11 protein-coding genes and 3 pseudogenes are annotated in these 13,623 nt (G+C 54.5%); 7 read left to right on the top strand and 7 right to left on the bottom strand.

What is annotated here, in order from left to right; all coding sequences use genetic code 11:
- Positions 1 to 3 precede the first annotated feature (3 nt).
- Positions 4 to 1,602 carry an alkyl hydroperoxide reductase subunit F gene (gene ahpF / locus RA167_RS15485; RefSeq protein ID WP_076788545.1) on the bottom strand — a complete coding sequence of 533 codons (1,599 nt, stop codon included), beginning with the start codon at positions 1,600 to 1,602 and terminating at the stop codon, positions 4 to 6.
- Between the two features lie 116 nt (positions 1,603 to 1,718).
- Positions 1,719 to 2,282, bottom strand: a complete 564-nt coding sequence (ahpC, locus tag RA167_RS15480) for an alkyl hydroperoxide reductase subunit C (RefSeq protein ID WP_041754923.1) — start codon at positions 2,280 to 2,282, stop codon at positions 1,719 to 1,721.
- Positions 2,283 to 3,127: 845 nt separating this feature from the next.
- On the opposite strand from ahpC, the gene RA167_RS15475 reads away from it, so the two are divergent.
- Genes RA167_RS15475 through RA167_RS15455 form a run of 5 tightly spaced genes read left to right on the top strand, consistent with a single transcriptional unit; the run spans position 3,128 to position 7,383 of the window.
- A complete protein-coding gene (locus RA167_RS15475) occupies positions 3,128 to 3,892 on the top strand; it encodes an ABC transporter permease (protein ID WP_076788723.1) in 765 nt (254 codons plus the stop codon).
- Entirely contained in the window at positions 3,889 to 4,938 is a 1,050-nt protein-coding gene (locus RA167_RS15470) for an ABC transporter ATP-binding protein (RefSeq protein WP_076788543.1), read from the top strand. The genes RA167_RS15475 and RA167_RS15470 overlap by 4 nt, the downstream gene beginning before the upstream one ends.
- Positions 4,935 to 6,038, top strand: a complete 1,104-nt coding sequence (locus tag RA167_RS15465) for an ABC transporter substrate-binding protein (protein ID WP_076788542.1) — start codon at positions 4,935 to 4,937, stop codon at positions 6,036 to 6,038. Before RA167_RS15470 ends, RA167_RS15465 begins: the two co-directional genes overlap by 4 nt.
- A 3-nt stretch (positions 6,039 to 6,041) precedes the next feature.
- A complete protein-coding gene (locus tag RA167_RS15460; protein WP_076788540.1) occupies positions 6,042 to 6,860 on the top strand; it encodes an ABC transporter permease in 819 nt (272 codons plus the stop codon).
- The gene (locus RA167_RS15455) at positions 6,814 to 7,383 is read left to right on the top strand and encodes a TIGR00725 family protein (RefSeq protein WP_076788538.1); all 570 of its coding nucleotides are present in this window, start codon (positions 6,814 to 6,816) and stop codon (positions 7,381 to 7,383) included. Before RA167_RS15460 ends, RA167_RS15455 begins: the two co-directional genes overlap by 47 nt.
- A 53-nt stretch (positions 7,384 to 7,436) precedes the next feature.
- Here the strand turns inward: RA167_RS15455 and RA167_RS15450 are convergent, their stop codons facing one another.
- A complete protein-coding gene (locus RA167_RS15450; protein WP_076788536.1) occupies positions 7,437 to 8,354 on the bottom strand; it encodes a LysR substrate-binding domain-containing protein in 918 nt (305 codons plus the stop codon).
- A gap of 115 nt (positions 8,355 to 8,469) precedes the next feature.
- Positions 8,470 to 9,325 (bottom strand): annotated as a pseudogene (locus RA167_RS15445) (integrase core domain-containing protein); the annotation flags it as partial.
- A 631-nt stretch (positions 9,326 to 9,956) separates the two neighbouring features.
- Here RA167_RS15445 and RA167_RS15440 point away from each other — a divergent pair.
- Positions 9,957 to 10,334, top strand: a complete 378-nt coding sequence (locus RA167_RS15440; RefSeq protein WP_139337221.1) for a hypothetical protein — start codon at positions 9,957 to 9,959, stop codon at positions 10,332 to 10,334.
- A 127-nt stretch (positions 10,335 to 10,461) separates the two neighbouring features.
- On the opposite strand, the pseudogene RA167_RS15435 reads toward RA167_RS15440, so the two are convergent.
- Positions 10,462 to 10,962 (bottom strand): annotated as a pseudogene (locus RA167_RS15435) (cupin domain-containing protein); the annotation flags it as partial.
- A 60-nt stretch (positions 10,963 to 11,022) separates the two neighbouring features.
- The gene (locus RA167_RS15430; RefSeq protein ID WP_076788529.1) at positions 11,023 to 11,703 is read right to left on the bottom strand and encodes a TetR/AcrR family transcriptional regulator C-terminal domain-containing protein; all 681 of its coding nucleotides are present in this window, start codon (positions 11,701 to 11,703) and stop codon (positions 11,023 to 11,025) included.
- A 61-nt stretch (positions 11,704 to 11,764) separates the two neighbouring features.
- On the opposite strand from RA167_RS15430, the gene tet reads away from it, so the two are divergent.
- Positions 11,765 to 12,988 (top strand): Tet(A)/Tet(B)/Tet(C) family tetracycline efflux MFS transporter, encoded by a 1,224-nt coding sequence (gene tet, locus RA167_RS15425; RefSeq protein WP_139337220.1) that lies wholly within the window; start codon positions 11,765 to 11,767, stop codon positions 12,986 to 12,988.
- A 54-nt stretch (positions 12,989 to 13,042) separates the two neighbouring features.
- On the opposite strand, the pseudogene RA167_RS15420 reads toward tet, so the two are convergent.
- Positions 13,043 to 13,608 (bottom strand): annotated as a pseudogene (locus RA167_RS15420) (PDDEXK nuclease domain-containing protein); the annotation flags it as partial.
- Between the last annotated feature and the right edge of the window lie 15 nt (positions 13,609 to 13,623).

Raw genomic sequence — 13,623 nt, 5'->3', positions numbered from 1 at the left:
ACTCTAAACGGCCGCCTCGATCGGCTGCTGCAGTGCCGCATCGGTCGGCGCAGAGGTGCGAATCAGGTGCTCGAACGCGCCCAGCGCCGCCTTCGCGCCTTCGCCCACGGCAACCACAATCTGCTTGTACGGAACCGTCGTTACATCGCCAGCCGCGAATACACCCGGCACCGACGTCTGACCCTTGGCATCGATTTCAATCTCACCGCGCGGCGACAGCGCGACGCCGCTGCCCTTGAGCCATTCGGTGTTCGGCACCAAGCCGATTTGCACGAACACGCCCTCGAGCGCCAGATGGTGACGCTCGCCCGACGAACGGTCCACGTAAGTCAAGCCATCAACCTTATTGCCATCGCCGGTGACCTCGCTCGTCTGCGCGTGCGTGTGCACCGTCACATTACCCAGGCTGCGCAGCTTGCGCTGCAGCACCTCATCGGCACGCAGCTGGCCATCGAACTCCAGCAACGTCACATGCTTGACAACGCCCGCTAGATCGATCGCGGCCTCAACACCAGAATTGCCGCCGCCGATCACCGCCACGCGCTTGCCCTTGAACAGCGGACCATCGCAATGCGGGCAGTACGCAACGCCACGATTGCGATATTCGCGCTCGCCAGGCACGTCGATCTCGCGCCAGCGCGCACCTGTGGCAAGCACCACGCTGCGCGCGCGCAGCCGTGCACCACTGGCCAACTGCACCGTGATCACGTCGCCCGGCTGCAACGATTCGGCGCGTTGCAAATCGATCACGTCGACGTCATAGCCCTTCACATGCTGCTCGAGCGCCGCCGCAAATTTCGGTCCATCCGTTTCCTGAACCGAAACAAAATTCTCGATTGCCAGTGTGTCCAATACTTGCCCACCAAAACGCTCGGCCACCACACCGGTGCGGATGCCCTTGCGCGCGGCATAGATCGCCGCGGCAGCGCCAGCCGGCCCGCCGCCGACGATCAGCATGTCGAACACTTCCTTCGCGTTGAGCTTGTCGGCCATGTGCGCGGCGCCGCTGCTGTCCAGCTTCGCCAACAATGCCTCGACACCCATGCGGCCTTGGCCGAACACTTCGCCGTTCAAATACAGGGTCGGCACCGCCATGACCTGTCGCGACTGCACTTCGTCCTGAAACAGCGCGCCATCGATTGCCACATGGTGAATCTTGGGATTGATCACCGACATCGCGTTCAATGCCTGGACGACTTCAGGGCAATTCTGGCAAGACAGCGAGACATAGGTCTCGAACGTGTAGTCGCCATCCAAACTCCGGATTCGCTCGATCACATCCGGCTCGAGCTTGACCGGGTGGCCACCGACTTGCAGCAACGCCAACACTAGCGATGTGAATTCGTGGCCCATCGGAATACCGGCGAAGCGCACAGCGATATCCGTGCCAGCGCGCCGGATCGCGAATGATGGCACGCGCTCCATGTCATGACCCGTGTGCTCGGTCACCACGATGCGCGTGGACAGCAATGCGATGTCCTGCAGCAGTGCGCGCAGTTCACCCGATTTAGCACTGTCATCCACGAACGCGTCGATCTCGATCGCTTCAGTAACGTTGTCCAGGTAACTTTTTAACTGGGCCTTAAGATTGACGTCGAGCATCGCGAGGATTCCAACGGAGGGAACGAAGAAGGGGCGCGCCGAGTAGGCGGCACGTCGCGGCGCAGTGCCGCGACGCCGCATTCATGCGCCGTCCGGCGTAGGACGGCGCATGAACGTCAGATCTTACCGACCAGGTCCAACGACGGCTTCAGCGTCTCGGCGCCCGGGGTCCACTTGGCCGGGCACACTTCGCCGGGGTGCGATGCGACGTACTGCGCAGCCTGCACTTTGCGCAGCAATTCCTTTGCGTCACGGCCGATGCCGTTGTCATGAATCTCATACAGCTTGATCTGACCTTCCGGGTCGATCACGAACGTGCCGCGCAGCGCCAGGCCTTCGTCCTCGATCAGCACCTCGAAGTTGCGAGCCAGGGTGGCCGTCGGATCGCCCACCAACGGATACTTGATCTTGGCAATCGTTTCCGACGTGTCGTGCCAGGCCTTGTGCGTAAAATGCGTATCTGTCGACACGCCATAAATCTCAGCACCGAGCTTTTGGAATTCGGCGTAGTGGTCTGCCAAATCACCCAACTCGGTCGGGCACACGAACGTAAAGTCAGCCGGATAGAACACGACGACCGACCACTTGCCCTTCAGGTTCTCTTCCGTGATTGTCACGAAATTGCCATTGTGATAGGCAGTTGCCTTAAACGGTTTGACTTGCGTGTTGATAAGAGACATTGCGCTTTTCCTTCTTGAGTTGAAGACGACCACCCCGAAGCTTACGACAAATGGTGCGATGCGGTGAAGTTGTTTAGCTGTATCGGACCGATTGGCTACATCTATCGCCGAATATTTTTCGCATTATGAAATGCAGTGCAGGGCACGTTCGCGGCATGGATGATGGCGACTTGCTCTACCTGCGACCAACCACCTCGATAGGGAGCCCGCACTCAATGGTGGCACGCCAGTGTCCCGCCTGTCACCGTCGAACACGAACCGTCGCACTCCGTCGTCAAGTAATTCAGCCTGTACAACGGGAAACGGTCCCGCTCCAATCTGGCCGAGCAGACGCCGGACAAGGCATACTTCGCGATGCTGCCTACAATTAATCGACGATGTGACTAACCCAATGTTCCACTTAAAAATCTCATAACATTATCCAAACAATTGAAGCCACTTATCCACATCGCAGGACTCACGCATCAACCTACCAGAGCGAGCAGTTTAACGACTTCGCACAATGGCGGATGTTCAACGGCAAGGTGATTACATGATGAGTCTTTGGCGCCGTCTCTCCGTTCGACTCAAAGGAAAATTTTACATTAAAATCAAAAACTTAATTTCGAATATGGCGGATTTCAATGTAATTTAGGCTAATTGACACAACCTATCGCTCCGCCAAAGTTTGAGGCAAACTGTCGGTCGCAAATGATCAACGATGTTACTGTGACGGCCTCAACTTAAACCAATTCAGGATGTGCTGTTTCCTATATGGAGCGGAAGCGGCGGCTCGCTTTTATCAGCATTACCAGGATTGCATAGTAGCAAAGCGTATTGGGTAATTGCTTGAAGTGGAGAGAATAGTGATTCGAGGCATTGCTGCTGTCTACGCAATTTACCTATTACTGCCCATCCTGCTGTTGAGCATTGGTAGTGTGGGTGAGCTATGGATGAACTCGCTACTTCCTAGCGGGATAACAGTTAAATGGTACGCTGATATTTGGTTGGATTCGTCTTTTCGTAGTGCGTTTACGACGAGCCTCGTGGTGGCGCTGAGCGCGTGCGCGATCAATACGATTTTAGCCCTCCCACTTGCTTACTCCTTATACCATAAAGCCGGACGGGGTGGGAGCGCCGCAGCTAAAATTGTGAGTATGATGCCCATAGTCGTACCGACCATCACGTTGGGTTTTGGCTATATCATTGTGTTTAACACAGATGTTTTCCCTTGGCTCGGAACCTTGCCATTGCTGATCGTAGTACACGCTGTTCATACGTTGCCCTACCTTACTAATACTTTGTTATCCGACCTTCGGCATTCCGATTTGGCGACGCTAGAACGCGCAGCCGCGACGTTGGGAGCTACGGAACTACAGCAGTTTTTTGGGATTGCCATACCTAATCTACGAAAAAGCCTGTTAAGCGGTCTTATGATGGTTGCTGCTATTTCGGTGGGTGAATTTGGTTTATCCAATTTACTTGCCAGCTTTCAGAATCGCACTTATCCGGTTGTCTTGTGGCAAGCTTTTTATGGTACAACTGGGTTTGCTTGTGCGGCCACCGTTATTCTTCTTGTGTTAGCCAGTACAGCGGCATTTGTTTCTTCTACCGCTATCAAAAAATCATGAGCCTGGTTCTGGATAGAGTGAGTTATCAATACCCAGGGACCGGACATGGGTTAACTGATATTTCGTTTGAGGTCGAGACCGGTGAAATGGTAGCCGTGATTGGAGCAAGCGGTTCTGGTAAGTCAACGCTTCTGAAGGTTATTTCTGGCCTAATTAGCGAAGCATCAGGGTCGATCACCCTAGACGGCGAAAATTTAGCAGGAAAACCTGTGCATAAGCGCAATATCGGAATGGTATTCCAAAATTATGCGCTTTTCCCGCATCTCAATGTAATCGAGAATGTAGCATACGGACTCGCTTTAAAAAAGATCCCGCTGAAAAACCGACTAGCTAAAGCAGCTGAATTATTAGAAACAGTGGGTTTAGAAAACTTTGCCACCAGGCCAGTTTACAATCTATCAGGCGGACAACAGCAGCGAGTCGCGCTGGCTCGAGCTTTGGCAATCGATCCCAAAGCGTTATTGCTCGATGAGCCATTGGCTGCACTCGATGTAGGTATTCGAGGATATTTGCGCGATCAGATCCGGTCAATTCAGAAGAAATTTAACGCAACAACTATATTGGTCACACATGATCAAGAAGAGGCGTTGACGCTATCCGATTATGTCGCCGTGCTCAAAGACGGTAAGCTCCTACAATTTGGCTCGCCAAAAAATATTTACTGTTATCCAAATAGCCGAGCGGTAGCCGAGTTTGTGGGATTATCGACATTACTCCCCGCAAAAATTTCAGCACATAATCAGGTGGATTTAGGATTTGCTCAAATCGCTGCCAATACTGATGGTCGACGTTTGGGAGAGAAGGTACTTATTCTGATCCGTCCCGAGCATGTGGTAAAGGATCCTCCAGAAGGAACACTGAACTATTTGGTAGGTTGTACAGTTAACCAGCGCTACTTGGGCTCAGTGGTTCGGTACGACTTTCAAGTAAACGGCGCTTCCAAACCGATCGTAGGCGAAGCAATCGAGGTGCCGGTAAGCGGCATTTCTATTCCACCGCAGTGTGTTCAACTACTTGACGACGACCCTTCACAGGAGGTCTTATGAAACGCAGACGCTTTGTTCAATCGGCAGCGCTAGTGTCATTTGCAGGGTTTGGAACTACTGCTTCCACTGTTGCTTCTACTTCTGATATCGTTTGGGAAAAAGTGCAGCTTTATCCTGGTGAGCTTGCGCTTTACGAGGCTGCCAAAAAAGAAAGCGAGGTCGTTTCGTGGGATACGGGGCCAACATGGGCCAATTGGAAGGCACTATTCGATGCGTTCAACAAGCGCTATCCGGGAATCAAACTGCACTATAATGATTTGGGTTCTGCTGCGACTGTGACTGCGCTGAATAAAAGCCGGCGTCGGCCTCAAGCAGACACAGCTTATTATTTTGCAGCATCCGCGGTGGATGCTGTAAAACAGGGTGTGGTGGCACCTTTTAAGCCGATCCACTTCGATACGCTGCCCGAGGTGTTTCGAGATCCAGAGGGCAAGTGGTTTACCATCCATACGCTGAACGTGGCATTCATTGTAAACAAAAAACTTGTGCGCAATACGCCCACTTCTTGGGCTGATTTGCTCAAGCCAGAGTACAAGAATAGCATCGTCTACCTCGATCCGCGCTCCGCGGGTGTGGGGCAGGTTGTCGTCTTCGCTACAGCCTACGCCAATGGAGGTTCCGTAGACGACGTTAAGCCCGGCATCGATTATTTGGGGAAACTGCATGCTGCGGGCAATGTCATTCGAACTGAAGGAACAACGCCTTATTCGAAGTTCATGAAGGGCGAAATACCGATCTGGATCGGTTACGAAAATGATGGACTTAAAGCTAAATACGCAGAAAAAGGCATGACCGATGTTGTTGATGTCGTGATTCCTAAAGAAGCTAGTGTTGCGGCACCTTATGGCATTAGCCTAGTGAAGAATGGGCCGCACCCGAATGCGGGAAAATTGTGGCTTAACTTCATCATGAGCGAAATCGGACAGCAACTGTTTGCCAAGGGCTTTGTCCGACCCTCGGTGAAGAGTATTTCACTGCCTCCCGATATTCAGCAAAAGATGCCAGACGCACCACAAACACGGCCTCTTGATGTGATTAAGGCATCTGCTCGCAAGAGCGAAGTCGATCGTTTATGGGCGAAGGCCGTTTTGAAAAATTAATTCATGAAGCGATTTGGCCTACTTCCAGCCTGGGCCTTTCTCGGCTTGTTTTTCGTTCTGCCGCTCCTTGCTCTCGTCCCCGAGACCGTTAGGAGCGGTGGCGAAGCATTCGGTCAAGTGATTGCCGATCATTTATTCCTAAGCGCATTTAGGAATACGGTGATGCTCGGCCTGTTCTCCGGCTGCCTCTCGGCTATCGTAGGTACTGCGATTGCTATCGAACTGACGAGGCAGCCGGAATCCCGCCGCCACTGGCTAATGATGTTACTAGGGATCCCACTTGCTTTTTCAGGTCTGGTTATTGCTTATGGTTTTATTTTAGCTTACGGTAGGGCGGGCTTCGTGACACAGCTTATAGTGATGCTTGGTGGCGACCCTGCTCAGGGCGGGCGATGGCTTTACTCAGCTGTCGGGCTTGCTTTAGCTTACGCGTATTATTTGATTCCCCGCGTGGCATTATCACTTTATCCGGTCTTCGCCAACTTGGATGAACGCCCGTGGCTAGCAGCTCGTACACTCGGCGCCTCGCGTACACGCGCATTTTTCGATACGGTCATACCTGAAGTTGCACCATCGATCATTGCGAACGCTTGCCTAGCTGCGGCTTTAGCCATGGGCACTTATGGTACCGCACTTGCTTTAGTGGGAACGCAACTCAATATTCTTCCGTTGTTCTTGTTTTCCAAAATCAATGATAGTAACGCCGATTTGGCTGCAGCATCAGCCGTTTCGCTAATACTATTGAGTCTTTGTGTTTTTGTCTTGGGAGTGGGTAATGTTTTCACAAGCCGGCGTGAATACGCTGCTACCCAAAAAAGTTAACAAGCAGCTTCGCCGGTTAATCGAAATTCAAGCGGGGCCACATCGCAATCCTCAACCGGTAGGAATAATTGGACCAAGTATTTGTGATGAGGCATGCCGCTCAGCGGCATACAAAGTGGCAAGCGTCTTGGCAAGTGCCGGCGTGCCTATCATTTGCGGAGGACGGGGCGGTGTAATGGAAGCTGCATGCCATGGTGCATATGACATGGGAGGAATAGCCATTGGCATTCTCCCAGAAGAAGACCGGTGTAGCGCTAACAAATACGTTACATTGGCGCTTCCTACAGGGATTGGTGAAATACGCAATGTGCTGGTCGTGCGCGGTAGCGTATGCGTGGTTGCCATTGGAGGTGGAATGGGAACACTTTCTGAGATGGCATTGGGCGTAAAGTGGAGCAAGGCCGTTTTTACGTTATACGAAGAATTTAGGCTACCCAGTGCTCGGGCAGCTGAAAATACCGATCAGCTTCTCGAATGGGTAATCGAATATCTAGTTCGTGAGTCCGATGCGGGCCCTCAATAATAGCCTCGATCTTTGCATTTTCGTTGACTGGCGGCAACGCCGACTCTATTGGATTATGCCGCCGGAACCTTGTTACATAACTGTTCTGCTTTGTTGAGCGTAAGCATCCAAGAGTGGAACGCGGAAAATATCGGTCGATTCATTCGGTTTGGGTTGAAACACAGGTAATGCCCTAGATCAAACTCTATAGCTGGCCCTAATTGCATCACGATGCCTTGCGCAAGTTCTTCTTCTACAAGAATCTGCGGCACGAGGCCTACCCCTAGACCGTTTACAACTGCCTGGATTATGGCGGAATATTGTGTGAAACGCGGGCCTGAAAGAGTACTTGTTTCGTCTATGTTCCACTGCGCTGCCCATTGCCGCCAGACAAAAGGCGCTTCCTCATGGTGTAGTAAAGTCTGCTTTAATACGTCACTCTGTTTAATGGGGTAACCTAATTGTTGCTCCAGTTTGGCAGCGTAGATACAGATAAACTCTTTGCCTGCAATGTAATCGGAGATGACAGATGACCAATTACCTGGGCCAAAACGGATAGCCGCATCAATATCAGCTGGCTGCGAGTCATTCAGCCTGAGATGCTGACCAAAACTGAAGGTGACGCCAGGGTGAAGCTTGCGGAAGCTGGGTAACCGCGGAATAAGCCACTTTGTTAAAAAGGTGGGTACGCTAGCTAGGGTCAGCACACCCGCGCTAGACTCGTCTAGTCTAGCTTCAAAGGTTGCGGATTCAATCACGCGCAGACTTGGGGATATTTTTCTCCAATATTCCCGCCCTACAGCGGTCAGTGTGACTCCGCGTCCCGCTTTTTGAAGCAAAGGGCGCCCCACGAAGGATTCTAGGCTGGCAATTTGTTTACTGACGCCGCTGACCGTAACGCACAGTACGTTAGCTGCACGCGTGAAACTTTCATGCTTGGCGACTGCATCAAACGCAAGCAACTCCTGGATGGTTGGGCATGCTCTCTTCATTGGCCTAATTATTTCCTGTCACTCACGGTCATATATTCAATGGTCGCAGGTGATTTAGTCAACTTTTAGCTAAAAGATCATACAAAAAGAGCCACAAGGGACCACTAATTCTCCTGGGCGAGAGGTAGTTTAGTGGGCTGCGTGGCCATTCCTCGCTATAGTCCTGACGCCATGCCGCGGTGATTGCGCAGGCATGGGTCAGCGTCGTAGATCCGTGCTCGTTGAGACATTCGACGCGGAACTTACCGTTAGGCAATTTGATGTAGGCATTTTGCGTCGGCTTGCCTGGCTCAATCAATTTCAACGTCACGTCATTGGCGTACGGCCCATTGGCCGAGCGCCGACTCGTCAATTCCGGTCCCTGCTCCGTTCGCAGCACTTCGGAATCGCCCCGAACACGCGCTGCTCGGTCAACGCTCAAGAGACTTACAAGCCCGAGATGCCGGAGTTCACGACGATATCGACAGCATTCTTGTGGAAATCGTGGACGATGGTTACACTTCAGACGCCGCTCCTTCGACAATGCGTCCACCACGAAACCAATTGACCCAGCCTCGCGGCTCGCTCGGCAAAGCCCGTCGCTCGCGTTCAATCATGACACCGTGGTGCCGGCAACGGCACCGCACAGCCAGCCCCGCTTCACGATAAAAACGATCCACACGTTTGTAGTTCGCGTGGATACCGTCGCGCTTCATCAACGCGTGTAATCGCCGATAGTCGAACCGCCGACGTTCATGCGCCAATTCCACCAGATTCGCCATCAGCATTTCGTTCTCGTAGCCAGGACTCGCTTTGTCAAGCAACACGCTGCGAGAAAGTCCGGCAAGCCGGCAGGCGCAGCGCTCCGAGATGTTGATCTTCTCCGAATCGCTGCCACTGCTCCGCGTTTGGCTTGTGGGCTCAGGGCTTTACCTCAACGATAACCTTCAGCGCTTCCATGCGAGCATCGCTTCGGCCAACAGCTTCTTCAACCACCCGATGAAAGCCTCCAACGTTTAAATTTGCTCACTCACGCCACTGACGGTAATGCATAAGAAGCTTGCTGATCGAGTAAAGCCTCATGCTTAGCGGCGGCATCGAGCGCCAATAGTTCCTGCATCGTGAAACATGCTCTTTTGAGCAGGGACAGTTTTCTGTTGTTCAACAATCGGCATCCAAATATTCAATGGTCGAGATGCCTTTTGTCAATTACATTTTCATCTCGACCACAACATTTTTGCGCTGAAACAGACGGCGTGCCGACGGACAGCATCTGCTGGTGTTGCGAGCGGGCCACCGATCTCCCTGATGAAGGTCGGCAAGCACATCGAACTCTTTATCATATTCACTTTTTAGCGATACTTGGGATTAAGCATGCTAAACAGTTTGAAAAGAACGGCCCAAGCATTTCTCGTCCAGATTCTTTACGGATTTAGCGTCTCAACCCACGCTTACCAATATAATTCGTCGGAATACGTGGACCTTCGTGACGGTAGGGTTCTCCAGTACATTAACAATGAGCTAACGGTTCTAAAAGACAACGGCAGTCAGCGAATGGTACTGCAGATACCAGTAATGTTACGCAAAAAATTGTTAACCGCGTCGAGCTTCACGTTCCCCACAATGCATTCAAAGATCATTGACGGAGCAGAATATGTCCTCACGGTGATCAACCATCGTTCCCACCGGCGTCCGAACCACTATTGTTCTTCAGGAGATGAAGGTGTCCTTTATGTGTTGCGGGTAAAAGATGACACTGCAGAACCCGTCTTTTCCTTAATTGTAGAAAGCTGCATGAAAGACATCCATCTGGAAAGGGGTGCAGCACGGTCATCGCGCCATATCGGAATCGATTGGGGAATCAACCCCATTGGAATAAAAATCGATTGGTCGTACCATGGTGATTGGATACCTGTAACGCGGTACTTTTTCTATCGCAACGGAGAATTCGTTCAAACGCCGTCTCATCGCACTACTAACATCATCAGCCAAGCCACTTGACCGAACGCCAGGCAGGACAACGCCAACGCCCGGGCGGCACACTCGCGCAACTGCACTTAATAATAGTAAAGGGCCATTCGCTGATGCAAGACGCTCCCGACGAAAAAACTTCGGCGCATGGCTGGGTGGCCCGGCTCAAACGCGGGTCGCGCAACGCCTGCACCCAACCCGTCGCGTCGCCACAACCGCATTCGACCCAGCCCCGGATGATGAAGGTCGCAACGACGTCGGCCAGCCGGGACAGTATCCCCGCGAATCCTGCCCGCTCCCCGCAAGACTCCCGTTCCATCGCATCGAGCATCGGCCCAATCTCCGGACAGCGCTCGAGCAATGTGCCCACGAGCATGACTTTGGGCATCGACGCGACCAGCGGCTGCATGCCACCAAGGTCAAACTCCATGCAGGCGCTGAAGATCAACGCATCATCCGGCGTGTCGCCGGCGTCATCACGGCCTTGCGCTCGCGCCGCCACCTGCATCGCACAACGCGGCACCGCGTCCACCAACACAACAGTCTTGCACAGCGTGGCCGCCTTGAACGCCGTGATGGATCGACTGGTCACGTCCGGCCCAAACAACAGTTCGTGTGCGCCACCTTGCGGCAGCAATAATGCATCGCCCGCTTGCAGCACATACGACATGGCACTGGATTTCGGCAATTGATGCTCGATGGTTGTCCGTGGGCGCAATCAACGCCGATCCGATGTATCCGACGGCCAGTCCGCCCGATCACGCAACGCTGCCTGCGCGCCAGCCATGAAGAGCCGCACGCTGCGCTCGAACAGTCGATCCGGATGCTCATCGGACAATGTCGCCCAGCCGCGCGCAAGGAGCGGGTAGGCAACAGGATCCGGGCCCGCATCGCCGTGCGCCGTCGAGGCGTCGGATCGCGCTACCGCCTGCTCTTCCAGTACCCAGCCTACGATGAAGCGGCCCAGCGAGAACATCAATATGAACGCCATGTCCGGCGACAATCCTGCGTCGCACAGGAACCGCATCTTGACCTCGATCGCATCAAAATGGGCGCCGCGTGGCTGGCTGCCAGCATGCAACCGTGCGCCGTCGCGGTACGCGAGCAATGCAGACCGGAAGCTGCGCGCATTGTCAAGCAGCCAAGCCTGCCACGGTTGACCGGGCTTGGGTGTCGAGTCGCGATGGCGCTCCAGCATGATCGTCTCCGCCATCGCCGCCAATAATTCAGCCTTGCTGCGAAAGTGCCAATACAGCGTCGGCGATTGCACGCCAAGCCGCTCGGCCAGCCTTCGCGTCGAAAGTGCGTCGATGCCGACGTCGTTAAGCAAGGACAACGCGGCACGCAGTACAGCCTGGCGGGTCAATCGCGCGGTGGAAGACAGGACGTTCTTTGGCATCTCTATCACTAATAAAGTATTTTTGCGATAATCGTCACTCTATCACTGATAGAGTGACATAGTGGCCAAACCTCTTTTCGTCATCCTAGCGACCGTGATGCTCGACGCTGCCGGCATCGGTTTGATCATGCCGATCCTGCCCGCATTGCTGCGTTCGCTGGGCAGCACACAGACGGACAGCAGCACCCATTACGGCATACTGCTCGCGTTGTATGCGCTGATGCAGTTCGTCTTTGCGCCGATACTGGGTGCGCTGTCTGACCGCTTTGGTCGTCGGCCGATATTGTTGCTTTCATTGGCTGGCGCAGCGGCGGATTATGTTGTGATGGCGTGGGCACCCAGTTTGCCGTGGCTATACGTGGGCCGGGCCCTGTCAGGCATCACCGGCGCGACAGCGGCCGTCGCGACTGCCTACATCACCGACATTACCCCAGAACCGCGTCGCGCACAGCGCTTCGGCCAACTGAGCGCGATGATGGGCGTCGGCCTAATCGGCGGACCGCTGCTCGGCGGCCTGCTGGGTACGATGCACCTGCGTGCGCCGTTCGTCGCGGCAGCCGTAATGAACGGCCTGAACCTGCTGCTCGCATTGCTCGTCTTGCCGGAATCACGCCCCGTCCGCGGCACAACGACGGGGTGGAAAATGAATTTGAAGCTAAACTGGGGAGGAAGCCTGAGTCGGCTTGGAGCTGGCACACAATTGCCGCCGCTGATCGGTATCTATGCCACGATCATGGTCGCGTCGCAGGTGCCCGCCACGCTCTGGATCCTGTATGGCCAGGACCAGTTCGGCTGGGGAGCCTCCGTAGCCGGGTTGTCGCTGGCAGGATATGGCGCATGCCATGCGTTGTCACAGGCATTCGTAATTGGACCACTGGTCGGACGGATCGGAGAATGGCGTTCACTGCTTCTAGGCGTGGCGGCCGACGCGGCGGGACTCGCGCTGCTGGCGGTAGCCTCCAGCGCATGGGTGCCATTCGCCCTGCTCCCGCTGTTCGCGGCAGGCGGGATGACGATGCCGGCGCTGCAAGCCATGATCGCGCGCCAGGTCAGCGATGAGGCTCAAGGCGAATTGCAGGGTGCCCTTGCCAGCCTGTCCAGCCTGATCGGCGTAGGCGGGCCCGTTGCGGTCACCGCGGTGTATGCGTGGAGCGTGACATGGTTCCCGGGACTGGTGTGGGCATTGGGTGCGGCAAGCTATCTACTGGTAGTGCCGTTGTTACTCAGCGCACGGATGCGCGGTCCGGCCGTCGCCGCAACGCAGGTTTCGCGTCGCGCCCCCTGAGACAACCTTAGCGATGCCTACCCCTTCACCGGTCCATGGCGATCCGCTTTCTGGCTCGAGCAGGAAATCCGCCAAATGCTGAATCAACGCTTGTTCGAGATCCGATTCGGAATACTCGTCCTTCAGATCGAGGAACTCGAGCACGAACGGGTCGCGGATCGCCTCCTCAGGCGTCAGCGCATCCTCCGGGCGTGACTTCCCCGTCTTGTCGAGCAACGCGACCTTGTTACGTGACAGCGCAAGCCGCTCATACAGCTGGCTGCCGATCTGCCGGTCCAGTTGCCGCACCGACCATCCTTGGCGCAATGCCTCACTCTCGTAGAACGCTCGCGCAGCGGACGACTTGACCGACAACAAGCGCACATACGCGGACCATGGCAGCGCGAAACGCGCGGCCAGTTGCGCAAACTGCGGGGGCGACACCGTGCCGGACGCAGCCGACAGGGATTTGCCAGACGATGTTTGGCCTTTTCCGCGTCAACAGATTTGCCAGACGGTGTCTGACAAATTTGCTCCGGCGGCCAAGCCAGGTAAAACGCGCTCATGCTGACCAAATTCGCTCGACTGAAACTGCGGCCAAACCGGCCGGTCAAGTCCTCGGCCAGGCGCGTCAGCAACGCACTATCGCGCAGCCA

It is taken from the genome of Mycetohabitans endofungorum, from assembly GCF_037477895.1.
Taxonomy (GTDB): Bacteria; Pseudomonadota; Gammaproteobacteria; order Burkholderiales; family Burkholderiaceae; genus Mycetohabitans.
Note: the sequence above shows the minus strand (reverse complement) of the source record. Positions and strands in the feature narration are given on the sequence as shown.

What these genes read in the sequence shown, in the direction of transcription:
- ahpF (WP_076788545.1), bottom strand. Translation starts at nt 1,602, where the DNA reads ATGCTCGACGTCAATCTTAAGGCCCAGTTAAAAAGTTACCTGGACAAC.
- ahpC (WP_041754923.1), bottom strand. Translation starts at nt 2,282, where the DNA reads ATGTCTCTTATCAACACGCAAGTCAAACCGTTTAAGGCAACTGCCTAT.
- RA167_RS15470 (WP_076788543.1), top strand. Translation starts at nt 3,889, where the DNA reads ATGAGCCTGGTTCTGGATAGAGTGAGTTATCAATACCCAGGGACCGGA.
- RA167_RS15465 (WP_076788542.1), top strand. Translation starts at nt 4,935, where the DNA reads ATGAAACGCAGACGCTTTGTTCAATCGGCAGCGCTAGTGTCATTTGCA.
- RA167_RS15460 (WP_076788540.1), top strand. Translation starts at nt 6,042, where the DNA reads ATGAAGCGATTTGGCCTACTTCCAGCCTGGGCCTTTCTCGGCTTGTTT.
- RA167_RS15455 (WP_076788538.1), top strand. Translation starts at nt 6,814, where the DNA reads ATGTTTTCACAAGCCGGCGTGAATACGCTGCTACCCAAAAAAGTTAAC.
- RA167_RS15450 (WP_076788536.1), bottom strand. Translation starts at nt 8,354, where the DNA reads ATGAAGAGAGCATGCCCAACCATCCAGGAGTTGCTTGCGTTTGATGCA.
- RA167_RS15440 (WP_139337221.1), top strand. Translation starts at nt 9,957, where the DNA reads ATGCATTCAAAGATCATTGACGGAGCAGAATATGTCCTCACGGTGATC.
- RA167_RS15430 (WP_076788529.1), bottom strand. Translation starts at nt 11,703, where the DNA reads ATGCCAAAGAACGTCCTGTCTTCCACCGCGCGATTGACCCGCCAGGCT.